Raw genomic sequence first — 14,199 nt, 5'->3', positions numbered from 1 at the left:
CCCGCATACCACCGCGCCGTTACCCGGCGCGCCGCCTCAACTTGCCGCCACTTGGCACGCCCGCCCACCAGCGCCACAGGCGCCAACCGTCCGCCGGCGGCGCCGGGGCGCCCACGGCGCAGGCCTAGCGCAGCCGTTGTTCGGCCAGGGTCGCCAGGTCCGGCGGTAGGTTGCCGGCACTGCGGGCCCGGGCAAAGGCGTCCTTGGCCTCGCCACCGCGCCCGTCGGCCTCCAGGGCCAAGCCCAGACCCAGCCACCAGCGCCCTTCGCCGGGGTTGAGGCGGGCGGCGGCCAGGTAACGTTCGGCGGCCTCCCGGGGATGATTCTGCCGGGCCAGCAGGTTGCCATAGAGTCCCTGGTAGTCGGCGTAGTCCTGGCCGGCCGCCGCCGCTTTCTGCAAGGTCGCCAGGGCCCCGCCGACCTCGCCGCGCTCCGCCTGCAAGCGCGCCAGGGCCACCGCCCAAGACACCTGGCCGGGGTTGATTTCCAGGCCCTCGGCCAAGGTCTGGCGCGCCTCGTCGCCGGCCCGCTGTTCGAGCAGCAGGCGCACCAGCAACTGGCGCGAGGTGACGTGGCCGGGGTCCTGGCGCAAGGCGCCGCGCAGACGCTCCAGGGCCTCCGTCACCCGGCCGGCGTTGAGGGACTGCACCGCCAGCCGGTACTCCTGCTCCGCCCGATCCCGAGGGGTGGCCAGGCGCAGGTTCTTTTCGATCTTTTCGCTACCGCCCGACGCTGCGGGGGCGGCCTTGGTTGGCAGCGTCGCAGCAGGAACGGCTGGGGCCGGGGAAGCCGACGTGTCCGCCGTGCGCACCGGCTCGCCCCCCAGGGGCAAAGCGGGCAAGGCCGCTTTGGGAGCCACCGCGGGTACGGTGGTGGCAAGCGCGGAAGCCGCGCCGTTCGCTGCCGGGGCGGTCGCCGGCATCGCCGCCTTACGTTCGGCCTTGGCCTCGGCGGTGGCCGGGCGGACGGGCGCCGGCAGCGCAGCCGGGGTGCTGGCCGGCGGCGGCATGACGGCCGCCGGCGCAGGCGCCGCCACGGAAGCCGTCCCCCCAGGCGCCGGCGTCGCGGCTGCCGCCTGAGCAACGGGTGTCGCAGCAGCAGGTACGCCGGCAGTGCCACTGGCATCGATGTTGCCGACCGGCGCGGCCACCGGAGCGGCTGCTGGCGCAGCTGCCTCGGCGGGCGGCGCACTGGCCGGGGCCACGGGCGGAGCGGCCGCCACCACCGTCGGCGTTGCCGCCGGATTGCCGGTCAGGGCCAGCCAGGCCGCCGCGCCTCCCATGCCGGCGACCAGGGCGAGACCGCCCCAGACGAGGGGGGCAGGCCGGCGCCGCGGGGCGGTGGCGGCCGCCACCGAGCGCACATCGCGGTGCAGGCCTTCCCGTTCCTGACCGGTGGCATGGCGGCCATCCAGGTCCTGGAGCATTTGGTTGATCAGACTCATGACGAACTCGCTGCGTGAAGGGCTTGGCTCGCGCGACGCGGGGGGACCGCGCGACTCACCACCAGAACAGGGCGCGGGCGCCCTCGGTATCGCGAGCGGCACGGCGCACGTGGCGCCAGGCGACGGTGTCGCTGCCCTCGCCGAAGGCGGCCAGCAGGGCCTTGTGCGCCAGGATGTTGGCCAGGCGGGGAATGCCGTCGCTGGCCCGGTGCAGACCGGTGACGGCGCGGCCGGTGAACACGGCACCGCCCCGGTCCCGTTGGCCGGCGATGCGTAGGCGATGGGCGACGTAGTTGGCCAATTCCTGCCGGGTCAGGCCCGCCAGACGGTAATGAAAGGAGATACGCTGCTTCAACTGGCGGATGCCCGGTTCAGCCAGGCGCTCATCCAGTTCGGGCTGACCGAACATGACCAGGTGCAGCAGCTTGCGCTTCTCGGTTTCCAGGTTGGAGACCAGGCGCAGGGTTTCCAGGCTTTCCAGGGGCATGGCCTGGGCCTCGTCCAGGCACACCACGGTGCTGCGCCCGCTGCGGGCCACATCGAGCAAGGCATGGCGCAGTGCTTTCAGCAGGTGGTACTCGTCGGCCTGCATGGCCTCGGCCACCGGCATGCCCAACTCCTCGGCCAGGGCCAGCAGCAGGGTGCGAGGCCCCAGGGCCGGGTTGGGCAAATAGGCGGTGACGAAGCGCTCCCGGTCCAGGGTGGCGAGCAGACGGCGGCACAGCAGGGTCTTGCCAGTGCCGACATCGCCAGTGATCTTGACGAAGCCCTCGCCGCTGGAGAGCGCCACCAGCAGGGTGTTCAGGGCTTCCTGGTGGCCGGCGCTGGAAAAGACGAAGTCGGTGTCCGGGGTGATCGAGAACGGCGCCTCGCGCAGGCCGAAGTGGTCCAGGTAGAGGGGGCCGTCGCGGCGCAACAGGGTCGCCTCGGTCACGGCATCGGCCGGTGGCGGCGCCACCGGCACGGCGTCCTGCTCAACCACCGTTGCTGGCCGGCGCGGAGCGGCGGCCGTCCAGGCTGCGCATGCGGTCGCGGGTGTCGTCCAGATCCTTCGCCCAGTCGGCGTTGTCCTGGATGATGGTCGGCTTGATCAGGATCACCAGTTCGCGCTTCTTCATGGCCGAATCGCGGCTGCCGCCGAGCAGCATACCCCAGTTGGAACCGGTCGTGCCGGGCAGGCCGGCGCGGCTCTGGGCCTGGGCCTGACTCATCAGACCGCCGATGGCGACAATGTTGCCGTCCTGGACGCGGACGATGGAATCGGTCTCGTTGATGGTGGACGACGCCAGGGGCAGCTTGAAGGTACCCAGCTGGGAGCCCAGGTCCACCACCTTCTCCTTCTCGGAGACGTTGGACACCGAGGGGTGCACGTGCAGCAGGATGTTGTTCTCCTCGTCGATCTGGGGCATCACGTCGAGCGCCACGCCGGAGAAGAAGGGCTGCAGGGTGATGGTCGGGGTGACCAGGTTGCTGCCACTGCCGGAGGTGGTGACGGTGGTGGAGACGTTGGTCACGTAGTAGTCGTCGGTGCCCACCTTGAGCACGGCCTTCTGGTTGTTCACCGCGGCGATGCGCGGGCTGGACAGCACCTGCACGTCGCCCTGGCTTTCCAGGAAGTTGAGCAGGGTGGCGAAGGACTTGGTCTGGAAAGCCAGGCCAAAGAAGCCGTTGCCGGTGGCAGTCGGATTGATCACGCCGTTGGCCATGCCGGTGGCCAGCTTGTCCAGGCCCACGGCCGACAGGGTCTGGCCCACCGGCCCCAGGCTATTGCCCGGATTGACCGCACCGAAGGAGCTGAGACGGGAGCCCGCCCCCGCGAACACCGACCAGTTGATGCCGGCCGAGGACTGGTCGGACAGGGTCACGTCGATGATCTTGGCTTCGAGCATCACCTGGCGCTCGATGATCAACTGGGTGGCCTTCAGGTACTGCTCGACGTTGCGCAGGTCCTGGGGCATGCCGCGCACCAGCACCACCCCGGAAACCCCGTTGACCACCACGCTGCGGCCATTCTCGTTACCGATGATGGTGGTCAGCGCCGTGTTCAGCTCCTTCCAGAAATCGTTGTCGGTGGTGGTCAGCACCCGGGCGGCATCGGTCTGGACCTGGCTGGTGCCGGTCGCGCCGGGGATGCCCGGCATGCCGCTGGTCCCGGGGATGCCGGCGGCACCGGGATAAGTCCCGCCGGGCACCCCGCCCTGGCCGGTGGTCGGTGTCGTGGTGATCGAGGTCGAATTGACGCGCAGGTTGCTGGTGGTCACCCGCCGCCCCACCAGGTAGTTCACCTTGAACAGGCGCGTCTGCATGGTGTTGGGGTGGACATAGACCCGGGTGCCCTGGATGCGGAAGTCGTAGCCGTAGATCTCGCGGATGGCCTCCAGGGCCTCCCGCACCGTCACGTCCTTCAGGTTCACGGTCAGGGTACCGCTCACCTCGGGCGACACCAGCATGCTGTAGCGGGTGCCCGACACCAGGGCGACGAACACGCTCTGGGCCGGAGCGTTGCTCACGGCCAGGTCGAAGCGCGGCTCGATCTCGGCGGCCTTGGGCAGGCTCAGGTCCAGGGGCGGCAGCAAGGCGGCGGAGGCCGCGCCGGTCGCGGCACCGCGCTCGCCGCCGTTGGCCAAGGAGGCACGGGCCTGGTCGAGCTCGCTGTTGATGCGATCGTAGGTCGCACGCGGTTGGCGCACGGAGGAGGCACAACCCGTCACGGCCAGGGTCACGGCGACAGCCGCGGCCAGGAGGGAAAGGGAGCGGGCGGGAGAGGTCATGGTTGGCGGGTCCCGGTCGAAGGAAGAGCAGAGGCCGGCGCGGGGCGGCCGGTGGAACGATGGTGGGGAGCCTTGGCGCTCGCGCTGCTGCGCGGCGACTTGGCCACCCCGGGAGTAAGCGACAACACCTGGCGGCCGGCGGGGCCTGCCAGGGTGGCGGTGGATTCGGTGACGGCGAGGAGACGCCACTCGCCAAAACGCTGGCCGACCTCGACCCGCTGGCCGCTGATCAGCGCGGCGGGCCGGGCCGTCTTGGTCCCGCCCTGGGGCAGAAAGACGGATTGCAGCTGAGGGCCGCTGTCCTCCATCGTCACTTCGCCGGCAGCGCTGACGCTGGGCGGACGGGTCGGGTCGTCGGCCCGGGCCGACGTCATTCCGACAGCAAGCAGGAAGGTGGCCGCGACGGTGGCGCGGGCCAGGGGCACCACACCCCGAATCAGAAAGCGAGCCATGCGGGATCCAGGCTAAGGGTATAGACGGTCAGGGTCATGACACTGCGCGGGTAGCGTTCCACGCTGAGGTCGAGCTTGCCCCACAGCAGCTTCTGCGGCGCCGCTTCGAGGCGGGCCAGGTAGCCCTGGAGGTCGGTGTAGGAACCGGCCACCTTGATTTCCAGCCCGTGGCGGAACACGTTGGGCACGCCGTCCGGCGCGGGGGCCGGGGCACGCCCGCCCTCGGTCGGTGGCTTGGCGGCCGCGCTGCGATCGACCAGGGGAACCGGGGCCAGGGTCTTCAGGCTGACCAGGGCCAGGCCGCGCTGGCTCTTGACCAGATTTTCCAGCAGCGCGGCGGCGCGCTCCGGCGGCACCAGGGTGCTGTCGAACTCGCGCAGACGTGCTTGCAGCGCCGCCAGTTCCTCCTGGCGGGCGGCCAGGGCGGCCCGGTTGGCGGCATCCGGGTCCAGGGTCTGCCCCTGCAAGAGGCCGATCTGCTCCTGCAGCTTGACCAGATTGACGCCCTGCTCGGCCAGGCGAGCATTTGCGGCGCTCAGGCGCTGGCGCAGCGGCGCCAGAAACAGGGCATCCCCCACCAGGATCAGCGCCACCACCGCTGCCGCGGCGATCAGCCCCCGCTCGCGCAGCGACAAGGCGCTGAAGCGCTCAGCCAAGGCGCCCAGGCGGACCACCAGCCTGTTCGGGACGAAACGTTGCAAGATCATGTCCGACCTCCCGTTGCCGGCGCTGCTGCGGGCGCAGCAGCGGGTGCCACGCCCCTGACTTCCGGCGATGCGAAGGCTTTCAGACCGAACTCGACGTAACGCGCCGGGCCGGGTTCGGGGGCGTCTTTGTCGCCGGAGGCACTCTCCCCAGGTTTGGCAGCGGGGTGCTCGGCCAGGGTGAAGTCGCCGAAACGGCGCCCTGCGAAGGCCGACTCGCCCTTGAGGCGGCGCAAGTACTCGGGCATCAGCTCGGCGTTGACCAGGCGGCCACGGATATCCAGGGACGGGCCTGCGGCCACCACCCCCGTCAGCCAGACGCCGTTGAGGGCCTGGCGGGCCAAGCCGGCCAGGGTGACGGAAAACCCGGCGCTATCGCCGGCCGCGCCGGAATCCAGCGCGGCCATCACTTCCTGGGTGGCGGTGAGGCGGTCCTGGGTACGGTTCAGTTCATCCACCAGGCGCGGGTCCGGAGTGCGCTTGGCCAGGGCGTGGAGCTGGTCGAGCCGGGCTTGCAGCGTCTGCTGCAACGCCTCGGCATCGCGCACCTGCTGTTGCACCCGGGCCAGGTCCCGGCTCGTTAAGGCTGCCGTGGCGGCCAGTCCAAGCGTCGCCAGGAGCAGAGCCAGGGTGACGGCCCCCAGGTTGAGCCGCTGCCGGCGCGGGCGCAGGTCCGGATTGAGTAGGTTGATCTGCTGCATCGAAGAATGAAGTCCGCGTGTCGCCGTGGTGAGGATCAGGCCCCGGTGCGCAAGGCGGCGCCGAGCGTGACGAAGTAGCGCCCCTGCTGGGTCGGATCGGCCAGGGCAGGAGCCGCGTCGAGATCCAGTACCCGGGTCAGGTCGGCAAGCTCCAGGGGGATGTAAAGAAAGCTGCGCAACTCGTCGGCCAGGGTCTCCGCCCCGGCGCAAGGCGCCAGCAGCAGACGGGTGATGCCGACGAAGGTGTACAGCCGTTCGAAGTTGTCCAGGGAGCGCTGCAACTCCAGGCCGATCCGCTCCACCAGGCTGGCGCGGCGGTCGGCATCGGCGTCGCGCAGTTGGGCGTCGCTGACGTCGATGCGGCGCGCACCGTACAACTCGCCGTCGTAGGTGAAGGTCAGCAGCGCCCCCTCCTCCCCCACGTGCAGCATGGCCACTCCCCGGCCGGGCTCGGCGAACAGGTTGGCTAGGTTGCGGTGCGCCATCTCCGGCAGGTCGATGGCGGCCAGTTCCAGGCCGGCCCCGTCAAAGGTGTTCATCACCCGCTGCACCACCGCGTTGGGCGCGGCGGCCACCCACAGGCTGCGCCCCCGGGCGCCGGCGTTACCCGGCTGGGGAATGGTCAGCACGTCGAAGGTGGCGCTGTCCGCCGGGAATTCCAGGGCATCGCCCATCTGCCAACGCACCGCCTGCTTGATCTCCGCCTCGTCCACATCCGGCGCCGGTGCCTGCAGTAATTGATAGTCACCCGGATTGAGGACGGTAGTGCAACGGTAGCGGGACCAGCCTTGCCGCTTGGCCAAGGCCGCCAAGCCGGCCACATCCCCGTCCGGTTGTTCCAGCAAATCGGCGCGCACCACTTTGGGCCGTGCGCCCGGGGGGTAAACCACACTCATCGCCTCCGCGGTTCCACCACGAAGATTCAGCGCCAGCCATTCCGTATTTTTCTTGATGCGCCTACCGAACATGCGACGCCTTTATGCCAGTGTAAAAATTGATAGCCATTCTCGCCGAGTCCGATCAGAAGTTAAAACCAAAGTTTTCACGCTGGTACTGGACTTTAGGACGGCGAGCCGGACCGAAGGTGGCCTTCCCGGGCCGGGCCGGATCAAGCCAGGGCAGTGCTGTCGCCGTGGCATAGCCCACCGTGACCCACCCATCGTTGCCGGTCCCTGGCGCCCCCAGAATCAAGGAGAACTTGCCGCCCATCGCGGACTGGCTGCTGGCACAGAGCGTTTCCCCCGGACGGCGCAGGCAGGGCGTGGTTTCCCCCGCCGACAGGTTGCGGCCGTAGTTGGTCAGGCTGATGGACGAAGACGTCACCGCCGTGCAGCTGTCCTGGGCGTTGGCCGCCCAGTAGCCGCTGCCCGAGGTGGTGATCCAGTACTGGGTCTGCATCGGCATCGGCAGGGGCAGGATTTCGCTGCCGTAGGCGTTATCCAGGCTCAAGCGGCCATGCAGCAGCCGCGTCGTGCCCAGGGCGAGCCGCTCGTTGCTGCCGGAGTTGTCGGCATCCAGCGTGAACGCCGTCGTGGCCAGCGTGGCGCCATCCTCATCGACGGGGGCGACCCCGAGACGGAACTGCTCGTAGCTGTTCTCGGCCGTGGCGTTACGGGTGACGTTCAGGCATGCGGCAAAACTGGCGGCCCCCTGGAACCAGGCCCCTGCCGGGGCGGAGCAGACACCCACACTGCTTCCGCTCCACACGGCCAGTCGCCCGGCGGCCAAGGGCGCATTGTTGGTCAGGTTGATGCCCCAGGGGTTGATGTTGCCCGCGCCGACCGCGCTTGTGCCCTGGACCCACTTGGCCCCTTGGGAGCCATCGAGGCGCGCCCAGCCCGCGGTAGCGTCGTAATTCTTGGTGGTCGCCCCCGCCGCATTCCTGGCGGTCAGGGTGAAGGCCAGCCGGAACGGTTCGCCGGTGTAGGTGAAATTGTCGGCGCACGTCGCCACGTCGCCCCGGTTGGTCAGGGTACCGTTGCTCAGATCGAAGTGGTCGGGGATGAAGCGGCCGATGGCCACCGCCGGCGAGCACACCCACCATCCCGAGCAGTCGGCGCTGGTGCCATCGCCGCTATCCACCCGGGCAAACGCCGTGTCGAACAGCTGCCCGGTAAACGGCCCCACTTCGGAATAAGTCGCCGAGGCGGACACCACCGTGCCACCGCTGCCCGCCAGGGTGCCGGTGGCGAAGGTGCCGGCGGTCATGCCGCCCCCCACCGCGGCCGCCGTCACCAGGGACGAAGCGCTCCAGTTGCTCGTGATGGCCGGCGCAGCCGCCCCGTTGTAGCCCGTCACGGTCAATTGGAAGGGCTGGCCGGCGGGATGCACCGGGGTTCCGGCGGTTGTCGTGGCAGCGAGGGTCACCCAAGCGCCGCCGCTTTGCTTGTACGAGGTCTGCGCCAGCAGGCCCAACACATTCGGGCGGATGGCAAAGGCATCGCCCGAGCACGACGTCAGGGTCGAACCGTTGGCGGTGTATTTGATCCGCACCTTGGCGTAGCCCCAGGCATTGGCCTCGGCGGGAAAGCTCACCGTGGTGCGTCCATTGCTGATCGTCGGCGTGCCCGAGGGGGACGCCAGCACCGTTGCCCCTGCCGGGCAACCACTGGCATCCAGCGCCGGCGGGCTGGCGGGATTGTAGGCCGCCAGCCCCAGCACATCGATGGCCACCGCGCCGTTGAAGGTGGTATCGACGGCGCTCTTGTCGGTCTTGAGGGCCACCACATCCAGGCTGTAGGGCTGGCCGGCAACCTTGGTCTTGATCACGCCGGTGGCGCTGGTGGCCGGCGCCGTCGCCGTCTCGTAGGCATTGAAGGCGCCGGGTTGGCTGCCGCCCCAGGGGTTGGCGCAGCTGTTGGTGGCCCCGCCACCGGACGGGGCGCCCAGCACTTCGCCCACGGCATAGGTGCCGAACGGCGAACCATCGGTCGCCCCGGGGCCCGTCGGGTCCACCTTGATGCTGGTGGAGTGGGGCTTGGCGGTATCGACGCCCGGCGGCGCCCACCCTCCGGCATAGCGTCCGACCTGGAAATTCTTCGTCGCCGCGCCGACGTCCAGATCCGGGTCGTTGAAATAGAAGGTGGCCAGGTAATAGCCGGGGTTCCACTTGTCCGAGCCCAGCGGGACGCAACCGAAGGTATCTCCCGTTCCGCCCAGGGTCCAGTAGCGGTTGGCATCCTTGTTCGGGTTGAGTCCTGATGTGCCGATCTGCGGGTGCTCGGTACGGGTGGTGCTGCCCGTGAGCGTCTTGCCCCCGATATTGCCGACATCGCTGAAATAGGGAATGAAGAGGTCGATCGGCGCGTAGTACAGGCTGTCCCCCACCGGGAAGGTGCAGGTGGATTTGTAGCCGGAAAACGTCAGCTGAACCTTGCCGTTGATCCACTTGTTGTTGGTGCCCTCGCCGGTAACGATGTTGGTCCAGTCGCACGGCGTATTGATGATGACCTTGTTGGTCCCGGTGGTGATACCGCCGGCGGTGAACTGCAGCCGGCCGGAGCTTGTCGTGCCCAGGCTCAAGTCGCCACCGTTCAGCACAACGCCACTGCTGTTGCTGACGATGATCCCGTAGAGATAGACCGCACCGGTGATGGTCTGGGTCGTCGTCCCATTGAACTCCCAGGCCCCGTTGTTGCCTGGCGACACCTTGAAGGTGCCGCCGACGGTGAGATCGCCGCCAATGGCGTTCTGGCTAGTGGCACTGGACGCATCGAAGGTCGTCCCGGCATCGACGGTCAGGTTGCCGAGGACGGTGACGCTGCTCGCCCCGTCGGTCTTCGTGCCGCCGCCGCCCAGGCGCAGGTTGGGGTATTGCAGCTTGGTGTTGGTGAAGCTCTGGTTACCCGCGCCATTGAAGTAGAGGGTCACCTTGTTGTTGGCATTGGCGCCGTTGTTGTTGAAGTTGCCGTTCTGGGTATCCAGGGGCGTCGCGCCGCGCAACTCGATGGTGTAAGCGGCGCTGGGTGCAAAGGTCAGACCCGCGCTCCAGCGCATGACGATGCTGCTGAGGATGATGGCGCTGCCGGTGGCGCCCCCGCCCCATTGGGAGGTGGCGGAATACAGGGAGACGGTGCCGGTCGGCCAGTTGATGCGCCCATCCACCGTCAGGTTGCCCTTCAGCACCAGAGTGTAGCTACCACCCTGCAGCACGCCATTGGTTCCAACCGTCAATCCGGACAGGGCGTTGTTGCCGTCGCTGCCCACGTTACCGTCGACCGTGACCGCATGATTGATCGTCGCCGAATCGCCGTTCTGCGGGATGCCGTTATTGCATGACGTCCAGGTAGCCGGCGCGCTCCAATTGCCCGCCTGGGCCGATTGGCAGGCAGCGCCTTGGGCATGGCCTGCCGCCAGACCCAAGAGGGCCACCGCGCCCCACAGCAGTCGTTTCATGTGGTTGAGATGACGCCCCATGGCAGCTCCCATCGTTTGCAGCACGCTCATCGCGACGTCCCCGCTTCGATCTGCCGCATCACATAACCGTCCGTTGGATTCGGATTCGGGCAGGCGCCATTGGCCGGCTGGTTGCAGGCCGTCGCCACCAGGCTGTACAGGGTCGTGGCTGTGCCGCCTTCGGTGACCGCGCCGCTGCTGCAGGTCACCGTCACCGTATAAGCTTCGAACCCCGTACCAAACGCCTGGTTGCTCGTGGCAAACGGGCAGGGCGCCGTCGCGGCCGGGCTGAGGACGCGAAACAACCCCCATTCGATCCCGGCCCGGGCCGCCTGATAGGCGCGCGCCCCCTCGACATCGAGGCGGGAACCCTGCTGCTGCATCCCGACTATGCGGATGACGAAGGCGCCGAGCAGTGCCAGCACCACTAGCAGGAAGATGGCCGCCGGCAGGGCGAAGCCCCGGCCCGGACGATGCAAACGGTCAAGGCACATTGGACACCTGTACGGCATGGTAGAGGCTGACGTTGACCGGGGCATCGCCATTGCCGCCGGGGCTGCCAATGGTCAGCCGCAGGGTGACCAAACCATGGCGCTGGGCCTCTGTCCCGGTGGCATAGGTGATCTGGCAGGCCGTCACCCGGTCGGCCAGGCGGGCCTGGCTGGCATTGGCCAGGGGCGCGGCAGTGGCATCCGTAGGTTGGGCAAGGGCGATGCCATAGCCCCAATAGCGAGTCAGGGTGCCGTTCGCCCCTGGCGCACAGACATAGGTCACCGGGGTATCGACTATCAGGAAGCGGCCATCGGGCGATTCCAGCGGGAACGGGGCGGTGGTCGTCAGCGCCAGCGCCGTGACGTTGCCCGGGCAACCCGGGGTCGCCGCGCAGTTGACCGCCCGCCGGGTATCGCCGTTGTAGGCATCGGCACCCGCGATGCCCAAGTTGTAGATCACGACGCTGTCGCCCCCCCGCACCGCCACACTGCCGCCCAGCACTTCGAAGGAGGCATCCGCCCGGGTGAACTCCAGGCTGTTGCAGCCGGCCTTGCTGTCATCGGCCCCGGCGCAGGTGACCGACGGGTCCGGCGCCCGACGGTAGCGCCCGCCGCTGCGGGTTTGCAGAAATTCCAGGTAGTAGGTACTGCCCACCAGACTGACCCGCACGCTGTTCGGCACGGCCCGGCGGATGTCGCGGGCCATGCGGCGCAGGGCCGTGTCGGCGATGTCGCTGTACTCGGCACGACGCATCGTATCCATGGCGCTGACGACCGGCTGGCGGATGAACATAGCCACACCGGCAGCAATGACCCCGGCGATGGCGATGACCACCACCATCTCCACCAGGGTGAAGCCGCCCACAGGGTGCGGGCCGCGCATGGGGTTCATGACGCTCATGGATTCGGGGCGTAACGGGCGCGCAGGCCGGTGAGGGTGACGGTGGTGTTGGCCGGGCCGCTCACCGTCACGACGATGCGCAGTGCCTCGCCCGCATTGAAGGGAGCGCCGGCATCGGCGACCCGCACCGACGCCTGGTAGGCCGCGAGTCCGGCCACCGGAGCACCGAAGATGTCGGTGATGCCAGCGGCAGGCGTCTGGTAATTGTTGTAATCATTGACGTTGTCGAAGGGCGAACCGGCATTGCCCCGACCTTCACCGGCCTCGGGCCCCATGGCCTCCACCGTGGTGCGGCAGCCTCCGGCCCCGACAATCGCGCTGGTGGCCGTTGCCGCATCCGCATCGTCGGGATCGCAGTAGGTGAAGGGCATCGACTCCACTTCTTCGAGCAGGGATTCGGCGATGGCCAGGGCCTGTTTGCGTACCAGCGGGTCGGCGCTGGCGAAGGCCCCCTGGTTGATGGCCAGCAACACTCCGCCCACCGCCACGGCGATGATGACCATGGCGACGATCAACTCCACCAGGGTCAGGCCGCGCTGGCCCCACGCCGGCGTGGCGCGCCCCTCAAGGCGTCGAGTGCACATAGCCGGTTTCCGCTTCGACAAACAAGGTCCGCGCCACATCCCCGGCCTCGCCGCCGCTCACCGTGAGGGCCACTCTGCCGGCCAGCCCGACGGGCTGACCCAGGCCATTGAAGGAGAAGCCCTGCGTCGCCGGATTGGTCGCGTAGGTGACGCTGCTGCGCCCAGCCTGGCCGGCGTAGACCATCGCCCCGCCACTCACCGGATCGGCCAGGGGCGCGGCACAGGCGGCATCGCTGGCCACCGTCAGGGAATACACCGCCCCGGGCCCCGAGAGGCAGACGAACACCTGCCCGCGGCGCGCCACCGCCAGCTTCTGAGCCAGCTGCAAGGCGGCCCGGGTCTGCTCGAAAACGCTGCGGGATTCGAAGGCGCCGGGGCCGACGAAGCGCGGGATCGCCACTGCGGCCAGGATGCCGACCAGGATCAGGGTGATCACCAGCTCCACCAGCGTAAAGCCGCCCGCGGGGCGAAGCACCGGGGCGGCTTTGTGGCACAGCGTTTGCCGTTGAAGGCGGCGGAACATTAGTCGCAGAAAGTGTTAGCCGCCACAGTTCGCAGCGGTCAGAGCTGAAGCATCAACGGTGCCAGTAGCTGCTGCGTAGGTGATTTTGCAGGAGGTATCAACGGCATTGCCACTGGAATCTGCACGGGTCACGGTGGTCACCCCAGAGGCATGGGTAAACTTAAACCCATCGGTGGCTTGCAGCGCCGCCACAATGCCAGCATCGTCTGCGGTTGGAATGCCAGTGGTCTTAGCCACAGTGACGGTTTTACCGCCATCCATATCCATTTTCACCGAGGATGCCGTGAAATCACCTGCCGCCACATAACGGGATTGTGCCAAGGCAACCGCTGAACGCATGGCGCCAACCATGCCATTCATAGCCGCAATACGTGCATCGGCGGAAACGTTGATAAACCGCGGCAGCGCCGTGGCGGCCAGGATGCCGAGAATCACGATGACGACGATCAGCTCGACCAGGGTGAAGCCGGATTGCATGCGTTTCATGGGAAGCAGTCTCCTAGAGTGAAGGATTAAATCAGTTGCAGGCCGTGGCAGTGGTGGTTACCACCGGGGCGGTAATCACGCCGGCGGCGGCGCTGCCGGCGGTGTACGTGAAGGCGCAGGAGCCAGCCGTCGGCGACGGCACGTTGAGCGTCAAGACCGCATTGGCGCCACCGCCACCACCGGTGTAGTAGTAGTCGTAATTGCCCGGATTGGCGTTGTACTGGGCCTGGGTGCCGGCACGGAGGCCTGCGGCGGTAACGATGCCGGCCAAAGTGGCCTCGGGGTACTGGGCGATGCCGTTGACGGCCACGCCTTCCATAGTCACGGTGGCGTTGGCGTTGGTTGCCGGGCAAGCCACTGGCGGATTGGCCGCCGCTTGCGCCAGACACTGGGCATGGAACAACACGGAGCCGGAACGCACCGCACCAATGGCCGCATTGAGCTTGGCCTGGCGCGCCTGGACCTGCAGGTCGATGAAGCGCGGCAGCGCCACCGCCGCCAGGATGCCGAGGATGATGATCACCACGATCAGTTCGATCAGGGTGAAGCCGTGTTGGCGGGTACGCCGGGACAGGGAGGATTTCGTCATGAGGGCTCCGGGGGAGTTGGCCTGCGTCATATCAAACGACTACCGACAATCGGCGTCATCAACACGACCAACGGTAAAAATCGTTCTGCGATTATGACCCAAGAATCAGCCGGAGACCGTGACCAAATGCCGGTTTCAGGGGTTTCACTGATCTAGGT

Annotated in this window: 14 protein-coding genes; all 14 read right to left on the bottom strand. The window is 68.2% G+C overall.

The window, feature by feature from the left end; all coding sequences use genetic code 11:
- Positions 1-124: 124 nt before the first annotated feature.
- Positions 125-1,444, bottom strand: a complete 1,320-nt coding sequence (locus OTERR_RS02610) for a tetratricopeptide repeat protein (protein WP_149424771.1) — start codon at positions 1,442-1,444, stop codon at positions 125-127.
- 55 nt (positions 1,445-1,499) lie between these two features.
- Positions 1,500-2,426, bottom strand: a complete 927-nt coding sequence (locus OTERR_RS02605) for an ExeA family protein (RefSeq protein ID WP_246154282.1) — start codon at positions 2,424-2,426, stop codon at positions 1,500-1,502.
- Positions 2,419-4,215, bottom strand: coding sequence for a pilus (MSHA type) biogenesis protein MshL (locus OTERR_RS02600; RefSeq protein WP_149424770.1), 1,797 nt, complete (start codon positions 4,213-4,215; stop codon positions 2,419-2,421). Before OTERR_RS02600 ends, OTERR_RS02605 begins: the two co-directional genes overlap by 8 nt.
- A complete protein-coding gene (locus OTERR_RS02595; protein WP_149424769.1) occupies positions 4,212-4,667 on the bottom strand; it encodes a hypothetical protein in 456 nt (151 codons plus the stop codon). Before OTERR_RS02595 ends, OTERR_RS02600 begins: the two co-directional genes overlap by 4 nt.
- Positions 4,652-5,374 (bottom strand): hypothetical protein, encoded by a 723-nt coding sequence (locus OTERR_RS02590; protein ID WP_149424768.1) that lies wholly within the window; start codon positions 5,372-5,374, stop codon positions 4,652-4,654. Before OTERR_RS02590 ends, OTERR_RS02595 begins: the two co-directional genes overlap by 16 nt.
- Positions 5,371-6,072 (bottom strand): hypothetical protein, encoded by a 702-nt coding sequence (locus tag OTERR_RS02585; RefSeq protein WP_149424767.1) that lies wholly within the window; start codon positions 6,070-6,072, stop codon positions 5,371-5,373. The genes OTERR_RS02590 and OTERR_RS02585 overlap by 4 nt, the downstream gene beginning before the upstream one ends.
- A gap of 35 nt (positions 6,073-6,107) precedes the next feature.
- A complete protein-coding gene (locus OTERR_RS02580; protein WP_149424766.1) occupies positions 6,108-6,962 on the bottom strand; it encodes a type IV pilus biogenesis protein PilM in 855 nt (284 codons plus the stop codon).
- Between the two features lie 130 nt (positions 6,963-7,092).
- The gene (locus OTERR_RS02575; RefSeq protein WP_149424765.1) at positions 7,093-10,488 is read right to left on the bottom strand and encodes a DUF6701 domain-containing protein; all 3,396 of its coding nucleotides are present in this window, start codon (positions 10,486-10,488) and stop codon (positions 7,093-7,095) included.
- Between the two features lie 26 nt (positions 10,489-10,514).
- Complete coding sequence (locus tag OTERR_RS02570; RefSeq protein ID WP_149424764.1) at positions 10,515-10,961, bottom strand: agglutinin biogenesis protein MshP; 447 nt, start codon at positions 10,959-10,961, stop codon at positions 10,515-10,517.
- Positions 10,951-11,859: a PulJ/GspJ family protein gene (locus tag OTERR_RS02565; protein WP_149424763.1), complete on the bottom strand. Its 909-nt coding sequence runs from the start codon at positions 11,857-11,859 to the stop codon at positions 10,951-10,953. Before OTERR_RS02565 ends, OTERR_RS02570 begins: the two co-directional genes overlap by 11 nt.
- Complete coding sequence (locus tag OTERR_RS02560; protein WP_149424762.1) at positions 11,856-12,443, bottom strand: prepilin-type N-terminal cleavage/methylation domain-containing protein; 588 nt, start codon at positions 12,441-12,443, stop codon at positions 11,856-11,858. Before OTERR_RS02560 ends, OTERR_RS02565 begins: the two co-directional genes overlap by 4 nt.
- Positions 12,424-12,918, bottom strand: a complete 495-nt coding sequence (locus OTERR_RS02555) for a GspH/FimT family pseudopilin (RefSeq protein ID WP_187775287.1) — start codon at positions 12,916-12,918, stop codon at positions 12,424-12,426. The genes OTERR_RS02560 and OTERR_RS02555 overlap by 20 nt, the downstream gene beginning before the upstream one ends.
- A 63-nt stretch (positions 12,919-12,981) precedes the next feature.
- Positions 12,982-13,452: a pilin gene (locus OTERR_RS16525; RefSeq protein WP_149424760.1), complete on the bottom strand. Its 471-nt coding sequence runs from the start codon at positions 13,450-13,452 to the stop codon at positions 12,982-12,984.
- Positions 13,453-13,483: 31 nt separating this feature from the next.
- A complete protein-coding gene (locus OTERR_RS16520) occupies positions 13,484-14,041 on the bottom strand; it encodes a prepilin-type N-terminal cleavage/methylation domain-containing protein (RefSeq protein ID WP_187775286.1) in 558 nt (185 codons plus the stop codon).
- Between the last annotated feature and the right edge of the window lie 158 nt (positions 14,042-14,199).

Source organism: Oryzomicrobium terrae (assembly GCF_008274805.1).
GTDB classification, from domain to species: Bacteria; Pseudomonadota; Gammaproteobacteria; order Burkholderiales; family Rhodocyclaceae; genus Oryzomicrobium; species Oryzomicrobium terrae.
This window is presented reverse-complemented; position numbering and strand designations above follow the sequence as displayed.

Bases quoted from the DNA above. Each gene is read 5' to 3' on its own strand.
- OTERR_RS02570 (WP_149424764.1), bottom strand. From the start codon at position 10,961: ATGTGCCTTGACCGTTTGCATCGTCCGGGCCGGGGCTTCGCCCTGCCG.
- OTERR_RS02575 (WP_149424765.1), bottom strand. From the start codon at position 10,488: ATGGGGCGTCATCTCAACCACATGAAACGACTGCTGTGGGGCGCGGTG.
- OTERR_RS16525 (WP_149424760.1), bottom strand. From the start codon at position 13,452: ATGAAACGCATGCAATCCGGCTTCACCCTGGTCGAGCTGATCGTCGTC.
- OTERR_RS02585 (WP_149424767.1), bottom strand. From the start codon at position 6,072: ATGCAGCAGATCAACCTACTCAATCCGGACCTGCGCCCGCGCCGGCAG.
- OTERR_RS02565 (WP_149424763.1), bottom strand. From the start codon at position 11,859: ATGAGCGTCATGAACCCCATGCGCGGCCCGCACCCTGTGGGCGGCTTC.
- OTERR_RS02590 (WP_149424768.1), bottom strand. From the start codon at position 5,374: ATGATCTTGCAACGTTTCGTCCCGAACAGGCTGGTGGTCCGCCTGGGC.
- OTERR_RS16520 (WP_187775286.1), bottom strand. From the start codon at position 14,041: ATGACGAAATCCTCCCTGTCCCGGCGTACCCGCCAACACGGCTTCACC.
- OTERR_RS02610 (WP_149424771.1), bottom strand. From the start codon at position 1,444: ATGAGTCTGATCAACCAAATGCTCCAGGACCTGGATGGCCGCCATGCC.
- OTERR_RS02560 (WP_149424762.1), bottom strand. From the start codon at position 12,443: ATGTGCACTCGACGCCTTGAGGGGCGCGCCACGCCGGCGTGGGGCCAG.
- OTERR_RS02595 (WP_149424769.1), bottom strand. From the start codon at position 4,667: ATGGCTCGCTTTCTGATTCGGGGTGTGGTGCCCCTGGCCCGCGCCACC.
- OTERR_RS02600 (WP_149424770.1), bottom strand. From the start codon at position 4,215: ATGACCTCTCCCGCCCGCTCCCTTTCCCTCCTGGCCGCGGCTGTCGCC.